This is a genomic window from Sphingomonas kyeonggiensis (genome assembly GCF_014204495.1).
Lineage (GTDB): Bacteria > Pseudomonadota > Alphaproteobacteria > Sphingomonadales > Sphingomonadaceae > Sphingomonas > Sphingomonas kyeonggiensis_A.
In genome coordinates this window covers 430,068-442,163 of the sequence record NZ_JACHLN010000002.1, presented here as the reverse complement: position 1 = coordinate 442,163, position 12,096 = coordinate 430,068, and the positions used below count along the sequence as shown (strand labels likewise).

The 12,096-nt window shown below is 64.7% G+C and carries 12 protein-coding genes; 4 read left to right on the top strand and 8 right to left on the bottom strand.

The genetic code is table 11. The features are described from left to right. Window positions 1-174 precede the first annotated feature (174 nt). Complete coding sequence (locus HNP52_RS09735) at window positions 175-723, bottom strand: hemerythrin domain-containing protein (RefSeq protein ID WP_184166119.1); 549 nt, start codon at window positions 721-723, stop codon at window positions 175-177. Between the two features lie 129 nt (window positions 724-852). Next, window positions 853-1,380 (bottom strand): glycine zipper 2TM domain-containing protein, encoded by a 528-nt coding sequence (locus HNP52_RS09730; RefSeq protein WP_184166117.1) that lies wholly within the window; start codon window positions 1,378-1,380, stop codon window positions 853-855. 256 nt (window positions 1,381-1,636) lie between these two features. On the opposite strand from HNP52_RS09730, the gene HNP52_RS09725 reads away from it, so the two are divergent. Both HNP52_RS09725 and HNP52_RS09720 read left to right on the top strand, forming a co-directional pair. Next, window positions 1,637-1,975, top strand: coding sequence for a hypothetical protein (locus tag HNP52_RS09725; RefSeq protein WP_184166115.1), 339 nt, complete (start codon window positions 1,637-1,639; stop codon window positions 1,973-1,975). A 27-nt stretch (window positions 1,976-2,002) separates the two neighbouring features. Further along, the gene (locus tag HNP52_RS09720; RefSeq protein WP_184166113.1) at window positions 2,003-2,674 is read left to right on the top strand and encodes a hypothetical protein; all 672 of its coding nucleotides are present in this window, start codon (window positions 2,003-2,005) and stop codon (window positions 2,672-2,674) included. Here the strand turns inward: HNP52_RS09720 and HNP52_RS09715 are convergent. Further along, window positions 2,671-3,444, bottom strand: a complete 774-nt coding sequence (locus HNP52_RS09715; protein ID WP_184166110.1) for a hypothetical protein — start codon at window positions 3,442-3,444, stop codon at window positions 2,671-2,673. The two genes, HNP52_RS09720 and HNP52_RS09715, sit on opposite strands and share 4 nt — an antisense overlap. Before the next feature lie 172 nt (window positions 3,445-3,616). Between HNP52_RS09715 and HNP52_RS09710 the strand changes: the two genes are divergently transcribed. Then, complete coding sequence (locus tag HNP52_RS09710; RefSeq protein ID WP_184166107.1) at window positions 3,617-5,803, top strand: bifunctional diguanylate cyclase/phosphodiesterase; 2,187 nt, start codon at window positions 3,617-3,619, stop codon at window positions 5,801-5,803. 90 nt (window positions 5,804-5,893) lie between these two features. On the opposite strand, the gene HNP52_RS09705 is transcribed toward HNP52_RS09710, so the two are convergent. The 4 genes from HNP52_RS09705 to HNP52_RS09690 form a co-directional block, all read right to left on the bottom strand. Beyond that, window positions 5,894-7,381, bottom strand: a complete 1,488-nt coding sequence (locus HNP52_RS09705) for a serine hydrolase domain-containing protein (RefSeq protein WP_184166104.1) — start codon at window positions 7,379-7,381, stop codon at window positions 5,894-5,896. 127 nt (window positions 7,382-7,508) lie between these two features. After that, the gene (locus HNP52_RS09700; RefSeq protein WP_184166101.1) at window positions 7,509-7,943 is read right to left on the bottom strand and encodes a hypothetical protein; all 435 of its coding nucleotides are present in this window, start codon (window positions 7,941-7,943) and stop codon (window positions 7,509-7,511) included. A gap of 42 nt (window positions 7,944-7,985) precedes the next feature. After that, window positions 7,986-8,408: a type II toxin-antitoxin system VapC family toxin gene (locus HNP52_RS09695; protein WP_184166098.1), complete on the bottom strand. Its 423-nt coding sequence runs from the start codon at window positions 8,406-8,408 to the stop codon at window positions 7,986-7,988. Beyond that, window positions 8,408-8,647, bottom strand: a complete 240-nt coding sequence (locus tag HNP52_RS09690) for a type II toxin-antitoxin system Phd/YefM family antitoxin (RefSeq protein ID WP_184166095.1) — start codon at window positions 8,645-8,647, stop codon at window positions 8,408-8,410. The genes HNP52_RS09695 and HNP52_RS09690 overlap by 1 nt, the downstream gene beginning before the upstream one ends. Before the next feature lie 308 nt (window positions 8,648-8,955). Between HNP52_RS09690 and HNP52_RS09685 the strand changes: the two genes are divergently transcribed. Next, complete coding sequence (locus HNP52_RS09685) at window positions 8,956-9,645, top strand: toll/interleukin-1 receptor domain-containing protein (protein ID WP_184166092.1); 690 nt, start codon at window positions 8,956-8,958, stop codon at window positions 9,643-9,645. A gap of 3 nt (window positions 9,646-9,648) precedes the next feature. Here HNP52_RS09685 and HNP52_RS09680 read toward each other — a convergent pair whose 3' ends face one another. Then, window positions 9,649-11,958: an ATP-dependent helicase gene (locus HNP52_RS09680; RefSeq protein WP_184166089.1), complete on the bottom strand. Its 2,310-nt coding sequence runs from the start codon at window positions 11,956-11,958 to the stop codon at window positions 9,649-9,651. Between the last annotated feature and the right edge of the window lie 138 nt (window positions 11,959-12,096).

Below are 12,096 nucleotides of genomic sequence, written 5' to 3'. Positions count from 1 at the left end.
AGTGCAGCAACAACGCGTCGGGTTCCAGCGGGAACTCTTCCTTACCCAAATGGGTTGTTTCGCAATCTAAACCAAAGACTTGGAGAGAGTGATGGGCAAGGGCATCCTGTTGTGGCTGCTGGGCATTCCGATCCCGATCATCCTGCTTATCCTGCTGTTCTGGCACTAGGCCTATCAGGCCGGGTCGGTCTTGCTCCGTCCCGCACCATTCTCGATGACAAGATTGTTGCCGGTGAAGATCAGCTCACGGATCTCCCACGCATCGGCGACATAGCGATGATCCGGCTTGCCGGGGCACGCGCCTTCGTCGTTCGTCGGAAGCTGGTGCATCAGGGGCAGGATATCGGCGGCCTCACGCTCGATTCGCTCGCGGATGCGCCCCATCAGCCAGCGGATCGAGCGCGCATAGGTTTCCCACTGCGCCTCGCTGGGCAAACCGTGCCAGCGGGTGACATGCTCGCGGAAATCGGCGACCAGTGCGGCCGTTTCCGCGCTCGCCTGGCTGGCCGCTTGCGCAACTTCGCCGCCAAGGCCGTCCATCAGGGGGCCATATACCTGGCCCTCCATCTTCGCGAAGTGCATCAGAAGGTCGCGGGTGAACATCCAGCGGCGGAATCCCAGCCCGTCGACACTGGCAGGCCGCGGCCCGGAAACCATCGTCTCCAGCGCATCGGCATTGGCAAGAATGTGGCTGTGCTGTCTCAGCACACGCTCCACGGGCATTACGCGACTCCTCATTCCCCCATTTTGGCGCAGTATGCCTGTCCAGGGGTGAAATCGCGGCTCAGGAGCTAACCCTATTGGGGAAGCTACGGAGGCCCCGGCGCAGTCGCGACAGGGCCTCCGGAACCGTTAGCGGCAGCGAACCTGGTCGCGGTCCACCGAGCTGCCGAGCGCGCCGCCGGCGATCGCGCCGAGCAGCGTACCGACGGTCTTGGAACGGCCGCCGGCAATCACGTTGCCGAACAGGCCACCGGCGGCGGCACCGACGATAAGGCCGGTCGTGCCGTCCGAGCGTTTGCAATAGTATTTGCCGTCATTGCCGCGATAGATGCGGTCGTCCTGGGTCAGGACGCGCTCCTGGTAACCCGGGGGCGGTGCGCGATAGTCACGCGACGCGTCATAATATTCCTCGTCGCGCGGATCGTAGCTCGAATAGCCGCCGCGGGGCGGCGGCGGTGCCACCGGGCGCTGCTTGTAGGCGCGATACCGCTCGAGCGCCTGCTGGAACTGGTCATATTCCCGCTCGAAGCGCTGCTGCGCCGCATCGAAACGCGCTTCCTCGTCCTGCGCGTAGACGGGCGCGCGCTGTGCCATCGCCGGCGTCGCGACCGCCAGGCTGGCCGCTGCGACTGCGGCGAGGGTTACCAGATGCTTCATGTTATTCTCCTTCCCGAAGGCCCATACGGCCGGGGGCGCTGAAACGTTCCGGACATCCGCGTGAAGCCGGGCTGAACGGACGGTGCAGATACGACGGAACCGTAATGAAGTGCGGCAGGACGCACCAGCGCGAAACCCGATCGGCCTTTGATAGTTGGCACGGAACCGATAGGCTCAACGACCGATTTGAAGCCGGAAAGCCTGCACTGAACGCCAAAAGCTTGCTGCGGCGCAGCAAGAGTTGCCATAAGGCCCCATGCTGTTGAGTAATGAAACCGATTCCACCGCCGCTCCCGCCCCGACCACGCCGATGGTGCTGGAAGGGATCGTGCGCCAGAAATGCCTGTCCGTGACGTATAACCGCACGGCGATGATCCTGGCGCCGCACATCCTCTACACCCGCCATGACGCGCTGCATGTCGATGGCGTGGTGGTGCTCAAGGAAGGCGCGCCGCCGCGCGAGGAGAAGATCGGCACCTTCAAGCTCGACGGATTGACCGGGATGACCGTGACCGACCGGGATTTCGTCAAGAGCGCGCTGTTCGATCCCGGCCTGGAGAAATATCAGGGCGAGACCCTGATGGCGGTGGCCTGATCCCCGGGGCTGTGCTGAAACGGCCCCATGAACTTCATGCAGTTCCTCAAGTCGCTCGACGACCTGCTGTACGAGATCATCACCTGGCTGGTCTTCTATCCGATCACCTTGTGGCGAACGATCCGGCAGCCGTTCGTGATGATGGCCTATGCCGACAGCGAATTGGAGGACACGGCCGAGCAGCAATATCCGGATGTGCTCAGCCCGCCGATCTTCCTGCTGCTCACGCTGCTGCTAAGCCACACGATCGAACTGGCGCTTGTCGGGCAAAGTTCGATCGTGGCGGATAGGCGCGGGCTGGCGGGACTGATCAGCGACGATACCAGCCTGCTGTTGATGCGGCTGCTCTTCTTCGCGATCTTTCCGCTGATCATGGCCGTCGCGCTGCTGCGCCGGCGGAAAGAGCCGCTGACCCGGGACAGCCTCAAGCCGCTATTCTATGCGCAATGCTATCCCGCCGGCGTGTTCGCGCTGGTGCTCGGGATCGGCTCGCTAGCGACGCAGATGCAGGGAGGCCCGGCCTTCCGCAGCGCCGGGCTCGCGATCATCCTTGCCGCCTTCCTCTGGTATGGCTCGCTGCAGACGCTGTGGTTCGCGCGCACCCTGGCCGTCTCGAAGCTTCGCGGCTTCGGTATTGCCACGATGACGATGGTGGAGTGTGTGATCCTGTTCGTGCTGCTCGCCGCCCTGCTGGCCTAGAAGCCGCCGCCGCCGCGCCAGTCCCCGGCATCGCAGCGCCCCGTGAAGTTGGTTGCGGCCCGGATGCGAATGATGCCGCTACGACGATCGATCTCGAACTTCGGCTTGTTCAACCCGTTCATGCGATACTCGCCGGTGATCCGGTCGGGTGTGACGACCAGGTTCTGGATGTCCCACCAGCCATTGTCGCCGCCGCTGTGGATCGGCGAGACCAGCTTGCCCTCGGGCCGGATGCGGCCGCGGCCATGCCAGATCTCGATCTGCAGGTCGGACGCGAAACCCTCGCGGCCGAGCGTGGTGCCATATTGCGGCTCGAAGCGGTGGCTGCGCGAATTATAGACATAGCCTGACTGATATTGCGCGGACGGGGCACTGCCACCGCCGAAACAGACCAACGTGATCGAGGGGCCATAGCGGTCGCCACCACCCGGCCCATTGCCATAGTCCGGGCGCGGCGGGCCATAGTCGGGACGCTGGGGCTGGCCGCCGCCCTGGCAGTTCGCGTCGGGCAGCCGCTGGATCGCCGAATAGCGCCCCTCACTGGTCGCCACCTGGATGCACTGGCGCTGGCGATCGCTCCACCATAGCGACCATTTCGTGTCGCGGACGGTATTCACGGTGACGAAGGCATAGCCTCGCGCTTGAAGCTGCGTCTCGCCACCCGCCGCGCGGGCGCCAACCAGATCGGCGACATCCGAAGGAGAGGATTGCGCGAAGGCAGGCGCGGCAAGCGTCGTGGTGGCGAGCAGGGCGGTCAGCATCAAACGCATGCGTCCAGGTCCTTCCGGAGTTGTTTCGGCCTCATTCTTACGCCGCATCAATGCACTCGCCCACGCCGATTTACATCCGCGAGCGAGTTTTCCGGGCCCCCGCCTTCACACAACCTAAAGGGTCCACGCGTAGGAACCCATCCGGATTGGTGTAAATCTCGGGCGAGGCGGAATGAGCGGTACGGGTGTCGGGACGGCGAGGGCGATCGGGAACGGCACGGCCATCCCGTTCATGCGCCGGAATGGCCCGGACCCGCTGGCCGCCGAACATCTCCGCCTGTTCCGCAACTACGAGGCCATGAACCTCGGCTGGTTCTGGGCAACCGATGCCGAAGGCCGGATCACCTATATCAGCGAGGGCGCCGCGCGTTCGCTTGGCCAGACCGGCGATGCGCTGATCGGCCAGGATCTGGTGTCGCTGTTCAAGAACCCGAACGACGAAGCGGACGCCGAGCGCCGTCGCACCATGCCCTTCCAGATGGCCCGCCAGGCCCGTTTCGACGCGATCCCGCTGCTGGTCGACATTGTCGGCGAGGAGCGCTGGTGGGCGCTTTCCGGCCAGCCGGCCCGTGACAGCCGCGGGGGATTCTCCGGCTATCTCGGCCACGGCGTCGATGTGACCAAGGAACAGCGCGCCACCCGCGAGAGCATCCGGCTCGCCATGTACGATCCGCTCACCGGCCTGCCCAACCGGCGCCGGATGGGCAATTTGCTCGACAGCACCATCGCCGCCTTCCGCAGCCAGGAGCGCGCCTGTGCCCTGATGCTGATCGACCTCGACCGATTCAAGGCGATCAACGACAGCCTTGGCCATCCAGTGGGCGACGCGCTGCTCAAGCAGGTCGCCGAGCGGCTTGCGACCATCGTCGGCAATCCCGAGCAGATCGCCCGGATGGGCGGCGACGAGTTCCAGGTGATCCTGCCCGATGCGCATAACCGGGTCGGCATCTCCGATCTCGCCAACCGCATCATCGAGTCGCTGTCCCACCCCTACACGATCAACGGCAGCCGCTGCCTGATCGGTGCCTCGATCGGCATCGCGGTGAGCCCGTTCGACGCCAGCACCAGCGACGAGCTGGTCCGCAATGCCGACCTCGCGCTCTATGCCGCCAAGGGGGGCGGGCGCGGTCGGGCACGCTTCTTTTCGTCCGACCTGCTCCAGGTCGCCGAGGATCGCCGCCAGCTCGAGCAGGACCTTATCGACGCGCTCTCCAATGGCGAGCTCGCGGTGCACTACCAGCCGATCCTCAGCGCCGGCAGCGAGGACGTCACCGGCTTCGAGGCGCTGCTGCGCTGGAACCACCCCAAGCGCGGCCGGATCTCGCCGGCGATCTTCATTCCGATCGCCGAGGATGCCAACCTGATCCCGCAGCTCGGCGAATGGACCTTGCGCCAGGCCTGCATGGACGCCGCCAAATGGCCCGGCGAGCTGCGCGTCGCGGTCAACGTCTCGCCGATCCAGTTCGCCAGCGAGGCGCTGCCCGCCATCGTGATGAGCGCGCTCGCCAATTCCGGGCTCAAGGCCGAGCGGCTCGAGCTGGAGATCACCGAAAGCGTGTTCCTCGGCGAAACCGCCGAGACCGACGCCCGCTTCGCCGCGCTCAAGCGGCTCGGCGTCCGGCTGGCGCTCGACGATTTCGGTACCGGTTATTCCTCGCTCGGCTATCTGAAGAGCGCGCCGTTCGACAAGATCAAGATCGACCAGAGCTTCGTCCGCGGCACCACCGAGGAAGGCGCCCGCAACCAGGCGATCATCGCCGCCATCGTCGCGCTGGCCAATGCGCTGGGCATGGAGACCACGGCCGAGGGCATCGAGAGCTTCGACCAGCTCGAGACCATGCGCCGCCTCAACGTCAGCCATATCCAGGGCTTCCTCTATAGCGGCGCTGTGTCCGCCGCCGACCTCGACAAGCACCTCGAGAACGGCAAGTGGGTACTCAAGCCCCAGGGGCCCGCCCGCCAGCGCCACATCCGCCACACCACCTTCCGCAAGGTCGGCGTGATCCACGACAATCACTACTATCCCGCCGTTCTCAAGAACGTCTCCGCCTCGGGCGCACTGATCGAGGGTATCGTCGACGTGCCGGAGGGCACCCAGTTCGTCGTCGACCTTGGCGAGGGCCAGATGGTCGTCGCCATCGTCCGCCGCGCCCTGCAGCACCAGCAGGGCATCGAGTTCGAGCAGCCGCTGGTCGAGGACAGCAACGGCGCGCTCACTACCCGGCACCGGGTCTCTCCCAAGGTGCTCGGCGAGGCCGGGCTGCAGCAGCAGGGCCACAACCTCGTCGCCAAGACGGGGGAGGGGCTGGCGCTCCCCGCCTTCCACACCACCACCGAGTGGAACGGGATCGAGGTCTAGCGCCGCACCGGCTTTACTCCCCCTTGGTTCCCCGGCGAAAGCCGGGGGCCCGGCTTTCGCCGGGGAACACAGATCGCCTGGCCCACCGCCTCAGGGCTGTTTCTGCAGCTTCTCCAGCACCTCCCTGCCATTGTCGTTGCCCGGATTGAGCTCGAGCGAGCGGCGATATTCCGCGATCGCGCCCGGCTTGTCGCCCGCCTCGGCCAGCGCTTCCGCCAGGCTGTCATGCGCGTTCCAGCTGTCGGGATAGGCCGACACGTTCCAGGCGAAGATGCCCCGCGCCGCCGCCGGGCGCTTGTCGCGCAGCAGGCGATAGCCCCAGGCGTTCACGAAATCCTCGTTGAGGTGCAGCTCCGGGAAGCGGGCCTTTGTCAACGCGATCGTGCCGGGCACATCGGCATAGTCGCTCTTCTCGAGCGCGGCCTCGAGCGCCACCAGCCCCTTGGGTGCGCCGAAAAGCGCTGCATGGATCGCATCGGCAAGCCCCTGCGCGGTGCTCTGCGCGCCGGAGCTGTTGGCGAGCACGACCACGCCGTAGCGCTGGGCGGGATAGAAGTCGCAATAGCTGGAGAAGCCGAGCGTGCCCCCGGAATGGCGCAGATAGGTCTGGCTGTCCGCCGTCTTGCCGATCACCCAGTGGAAGCCGATCCGCGCGGCATCGGCCGCGCCGAACAGGGGCTGGTGGGTGAGGGCGATGGCGGGATCGGTCGCGGCGATCTGGCCCGCGAGATAGCGCGCCATGTCCGCCGCCGAATAATGGAGCCCGCCCGCCGCACGGATCACCGGCATCGCCAGCGTCGGCCGCTCGGTGCCGTCCGTCGCATAGCCGATGGCGAACAGCGCGGGGGGCACCGACGCCCCGCCGGCGCGCATGCCCAGCGGCTTCTCGACGAAGCGGGCGAGCAGCGCGTCATAGGGAGCGCCATAGATCCGCTCGGCGACCACGCCCTGGAGCTGCGAGGCGACATTGCTGTGGCGCGGCAGGTGCCCGGGCACATCGACCAGCAGCGCGCCCTTGAGATCGGCGAGGAACTGCGGCTGGTCATAGCCGTCGAGCAGCTTCGCCACCGCGAAGGCCAGCTCGTTCGGCGGTAGCTTGCTGAAGCGGGCCATCCAGTCGGGCACATTGTCGGGCAAAGCGGAAGTGGTGGTGACCATGTCCGCCAGCCGCACCGGGCGGCCGTCGCGCACCAGATTGTCATAGCCCGCCGGAAGATATTTGCGGACATCGTCGTCGAGACTGGCCCGGCCCTCGCGGATCGCATGGGCTAGGATCAGCGAAGTGAAGGTCTTGGAGATCGAGCCGATCTCATAGACCATATGCTCGCTGGCCGGCGCACCGGTGGCGCGATTGGCGATGCCGGCATTGTGAAAGCGGGTGCGCCCGTCCCGGATCACCGCGACCGACACGCTGGGCGCCTTGCCGCTCTTCACGAATTCGTCGACCAGCGCCTGCACCGGATCGGCGGAGGTCGTGGCACGGGCGAGCGAGGGCAGGAGCGCGGCGCCGGCGGTAGCAGGCATCAGCGCGAGGAGCTGACGGCGGTTGAGACGGGGTCGGGTGGCGTTGTGCTGCATGGTTTGATCCCTTTCGCCTGCGAGGCTACATTTGTAGCGCGGCATGCGTCAAGGGTGTAATGATTGTGTAATACACATTGGTGTCGTGCGGGCCGCGAGAAGTTGACATAGTTCCCGCAAACGCTCTTCATCTCGTAACATTCTTGCGCAGTTGCGGAGGGACGGGCGGCATGCCGTTGAGCGCTGCCATGGCAAGGCGCCAATCGATCCGATGACGCGTGCCGACCTGCTTGCCCTTGTAAAAGCGCGGCGTCGTGATGCCGACCGTCGCGCGTTCGAGCGCGCGATCGAAGGCATCGCAATAGCCCATCGAGAGCGCGACATCCCAGGCTTCGGCGAAGCTTTCGGCCCCGGGCCGATCGCGAAGCTTGTACGCCGATTGCCGGGTCTTGCCGACGGCGCGGCAGGCGTGACGCACCGAGCCCATCGCGAGGAGAGCCTTGACGAAGTCGCGCTGTCGCTGCTCCGTCCAGCCGTCATGGCGAACATTGGCCAGCGGTACGGGAATGAAGTCGAGCCGGCTGGGCCCGTCATCAGGCGGATTGTCGAGAGTGTCGTCCATCTACGAGGGTAGATCAGACGATTTCCTACATTGGAAGGGTTTTTAGATCCGCTCGACGGGGATTCCGAGCTGCAGGGCGGCGTCGGCCATGCGGGTGTCGAACGTAACGAGCCGCAATCCGGCACTCTCGGCAATGGCGATATGAAGCGCATCTCCCGCGCGCAGGCCGAGATCAGGGCGGTCAAGGAAGCGCGCGGCGGTTTCGAAATGGTCAGGCGCGACGGAGATTTCCGCGAGATTGTCCTGCCGGAAGCGCCGCCAGTTGTTCCAGGCGGTAACCCGGTCTTCCATCGTATAGGCGCCGGTGCGGACCTTGATCGAAAGCGCGCTGGCAACTTCGGTTGCGGTCCAGCCGCTGCACAGGATCGGTTCGGCGGCATGCTCACCGAGCCACCCCCAGATCGCTTCGCTATGCGTCTCCTGCGCAATCGCGGCGACGGCGGCGGAAGCGTCCAGGTAGAACATCAGTAACCGCTGTCGCGCATCTTGCGGATCACCTCGGTCCCGCTCTCATGCTGATAGGGGACTTTGCTGGCAGCAACCCGGAGCGCCGCTACATCGACGGGCTTCTTCTCAGGCAGGGGTGGCACGAGCCGCGCAGCGGGCTTGCCGCGCCGGACGATCTCGATGCTCTCACCCGCCTCGACCCGATCGACGATCTCGCTGAGGCGCGCCTTAGCGTCGGCAAGGTTGATGCGTTCCATGGCAGCTGCGGGCTCCTGACTAGGTTGGTGACTATATCAAACCTAGAGAAGATGAGCAACCTTGGGTTGAGTACATATTGGGAACATGATATTCGGCGGAGCTAAATTGTGAGGGCGACATGTCATCATTTGATCAGAGTCGGCTTAACAGCATCAATCGAGAAATTGCTGACCTTCATCGTAAAATAGCTGACGAATCTAAGCGAGAAGCGGACCTCACTAAGAGGGGTCTGCAAGCACAGGGTCAGGCCTCTCGGGCTACCAGCATCTCCTCCGCCAAGTCGTATCTTTCCGCCGCTGAAAGATACATGGCTGATGCGCAGAAGGCCCGCGAGAGGCGGGCGGATTATACCCAAAAGTTAGCAAGAAAGACGGAGGAAGCTTCGAACCTTCAGCAGCGTATTCTCAAATCAGATTTGGAGAATAGGCAAAAGCAATTTTCGCAGGATCAAAAGAGACAAAGAGAAGCGGAGCGTCGGATTCAGGAATTGGAGAATCAGCTCGCCGAAAAGATTGCCACCGGTGTACCGATAGGGCGATTGGTAGCTGAAGGCGAGGCCGAAACATATGACGTCTTCATCTCGCACGCCTCTGAGGACAAGACTGATTTTGTTGCCTCCCTTGCCGAGCAAGCCAGATCGAAGGGGCTGCGGGTATGGTACGATGAGTTTTCGCTGAGTTGGGGCGATAAACTTCGAAGATCCATCGATCGTGGCCTCTCGGGATCTTATTTTGGTGTTGTCGTACTATCTGAGAATTTCTTTAAGAAGGAATGGCCTCAGATTGAACTGGACGCACTCTTGGAAAAAGAAGTTTCTGGAACGGGAAGAATATTGCCCATTTGGCACAAGCTTACTCGAGATGAGATCGCAAAGTACGCTCCAACGCTCTCGGGTACGCTCGCTCTTAGAACCGCTGATCTTTCCACCGAAGAAATCGCGGAACGTTTAGCTGAAATGGTTGCTAGAGTGAGAAGAGGCAGAGCTGAGATGGCGTAGAACTCACCCCACCGTCACAAAACTATCCATAACCCGCTTCCGCCCGGCCTGCTCGAAATCGATCTCCAGCTTGTTGCCTTCGATCTCGGCGATCACGCCATAGCCGAACTTCTGGTGGAACACGCGCATGCCCAGCGACAGGTCGTCGCGGGCCTTGGCGCCGAAGCTCACCGCCGAGGCGCGGCTCTCCACCACGCGGGCCGGCTCGCGGCTGAAGGTGCGGGAAGTGAAGGCGCCGCCGGGGTTCTTCATGTCGACGCCCGCGGCGCGCTGCCAGCCAGGTCCTCGGCCGGTCCCGCGCGAGACGTCGGCGAAGGGGTCGCTGCGTTCGCTCCAGTTCGCCTGCCACAGGCTCGCACCGCCGGTCATCGTGCTTTCGCTGTCGATATGCGCCTCGGGCAGCTCGGCGACGAAGCGGCTCGGGATCGACGAGTTCCACTGGCCGTAGATGCGGCGATTGGCAGCGTGGAGAATGAAGGCCTTCCGCCGCGCGCGGGTGATCGCGACATAGGCCAGGCGGCGTTCCTCCTCCAGCGACGCCAGGCCGCCTTCGTCGAGCGCGCGCTGCGAGGGGAAGATGCCCTCTTCCCAGCCGACCAGGAACACGGTGTCGAACTCCAGGCCCTTGGCGGCGTGGATCGTCATGATCGTCACCTTGGGCTCGTCGGCATTGGTCTCGTTGTCCATGACGAGCGAGACGTGCTCGAGGAAGGCGCCAAGCGTCTCATACTCCTCCATCGCGCGGACGAGCTCGTTGAGGTTCTCGAGGCGGCCTGCGGCCTCGGCGGTGCGGTCGGCCTGCCACATCGCGGTATAGCCACTCTCGTCCAGGACGATGCGGGCGAGGTCCGGGTGCTGAAGGTCGTTGCCCATGCTGCGCCAGCGCGCCATGTCGCCGACCAGATTGCCGAGCGCGCGGCGGGCCTGGGGCGTCAGCTCGTCGGTGTCGAGGATGCGTGCCGCCGCCACGGTGAGCGGCACCTGCGCCGCGCGGGCATATTGGTGGACCTTCGCCAGCGCCTTGTCGCCCAAGCCGCGCTTGGGCGTGTTGACGATGCGCTCGAAGGCGAGGTCGTCGGCCGGCTGGGCGATGACGCGGAGATAGGCGACGGCGTCGCGGATCTCCATGCGCTCGTAGAAGCGCTGGCCGCCCAGGATGCGGTGGGGCAGGCCGATCGCGATGAACCGGTCTTCGAACTCGCGGGTCTGGTGCTGGGCGCGGACGAGGATCGCCATGTCGTCGAACGACTTGCCGCCGCGGTTGAGGCCTTCCATCTCCTCGCCGACGCGCCGCGCTTCCTCGGGCCCGTCCCATACGCCGAGCACCTTGACCTTCTCGCCCTCGTCCTTGTCGGTCCACAAGGTCTTGCCGAGGCGGCCGCTATTGTTGGCGATCACGCCACTGGCCGCCGCGAGGATGTGCGGGGTCGAGCGGTAATTCTGCTCAAGCTTGATCACCTTGGCGCCGGGGAAGTCCTTCTCGAACTTCAGGATGTTCTCGACCAGCGCGCCACGCCAGGAATAGATCGACTGGTCGTCGTCGCCGACGCAGCAGATGTTCTTGCGCTCCTGGGCGAGCAGCCGCAGCCAGAGATACTGGACGGCGTTGGTGTCCTGGTACTCGTCGACCAGGATGTAGCGGAAGCGCTGCTGATAGCTTTCCAGCACATCGCGGTGGGTCCTTAGGATCACCAGCATGTGGAGCAGCAGGTCGCCGAAGTCGCAGGCGTTGAGCGCCTTCAGCCGCTCCTGGTAAAGAAAGTAGAGCGCGGCGCCGCGGCCACCCCCATAGCGCTCGGACTCGCCGGCACCGATCTCGGCGGGCGTCAGGCCCTTGTTCTTCCATTCGTCGATCAGCCCGGCGAGCTGGCGGGCGGGCCAGCGCTTCTCGTCCAGATCGGCGGCGAGGATCAGCTGCTTGATCAGGCGCAGCTGGTCGTCGGTGTCGAGGATGGTGAAGTTCGATTGCAGCCCGACCAGCTCGGCATGGCGGCGCAGCATCTTGGCGCCGATCGCATGGAAGGTGCCGAGCCAGGGCATGCCCTCGACCGCGGCGCCGACCAGGCGCCCGACGCGCTCCTTCATCTCGCGCGCCGCCTTGTTGGTGAAGGTGACCGCCAGGATCTCGGACGGGAAGGCACGGCGCGTCCAGAGCAGATGGGCGAGGCGGGCGGTGAGCGCCGCGGTCTTGCCCGTGCCGGCACCGGCGAGGACGAGCACCGGCCCCTCGGAGGTGAGCACCGCCTCGCGCTGGGGCGGGTTCAGGCCGCTCAGATAGGGGGCGTTGTTGTCGGTCTCTACGGGCAGGGTCATGGCGAACAACTAGGGAACGCTTTGGGCGGCCGCAAGCTCCGCGCGCGGGAGCAGTTATGCACAGGCATCGGAAATACAGTCGCAACAATGCACTAGCGCCTGCAACAAACCCGCAATAATACCTAATTGCCGTCAACC

Bases quoted from the DNA above. Each gene is read 5' to 3' on its own strand.
- HNP52_RS09735 (WP_184166119.1), bottom strand. From the start codon at position 723: ATGCCCGTGGAGCGTGTGCTGAGACAGCACAGCCACATTCTTGCCAAT.
- HNP52_RS09730 (WP_184166117.1), bottom strand. From the start codon at position 1,380: ATGAAGCATCTGGTAACCCTCGCCGCAGTCGCAGCGGCCAGCCTGGCG.
- HNP52_RS09725 (WP_184166115.1), top strand. From the start codon at position 1,637: ATGCTGTTGAGTAATGAAACCGATTCCACCGCCGCTCCCGCCCCGACC.
- HNP52_RS09720 (WP_184166113.1), top strand. From the start codon at position 2,003: ATGAACTTCATGCAGTTCCTCAAGTCGCTCGACGACCTGCTGTACGAG.
- HNP52_RS09715 (WP_184166110.1), bottom strand. From the start codon at position 3,444: ATGCGTTTGATGCTGACCGCCCTGCTCGCCACCACGACGCTTGCCGCG.
- HNP52_RS09710 (WP_184166107.1), top strand. From the start codon at position 3,617: ATGAGCGGTACGGGTGTCGGGACGGCGAGGGCGATCGGGAACGGCACG.
- HNP52_RS09705 (WP_184166104.1), bottom strand. From the start codon at position 7,381: ATGCAGCACAACGCCACCCGACCCCGTCTCAACCGCCGTCAGCTCCTC.
- HNP52_RS09700 (WP_184166101.1), bottom strand. From the start codon at position 7,943: ATGGACGACACTCTCGACAATCCGCCTGATGACGGGCCCAGCCGGCTC.
- HNP52_RS09695 (WP_184166098.1), bottom strand. From the start codon at position 8,408: ATGTTCTACCTGGACGCTTCCGCCGCCGTCGCCGCGATTGCGCAGGAG.
- HNP52_RS09690 (WP_184166095.1), bottom strand. From the start codon at position 8,647: ATGGAACGCATCAACCTTGCCGACGCTAAGGCGCGCCTCAGCGAGATC.
- HNP52_RS09685 (WP_184166092.1), top strand. From the start codon at position 8,956: ATGGCTGATGCGCAGAAGGCCCGCGAGAGGCGGGCGGATTATACCCAA.
- HNP52_RS09680 (WP_184166089.1), bottom strand. From the start codon at position 11,958: ATGACCCTGCCCGTAGAGACCGACAACAACGCCCCCTATCTGAGCGGC.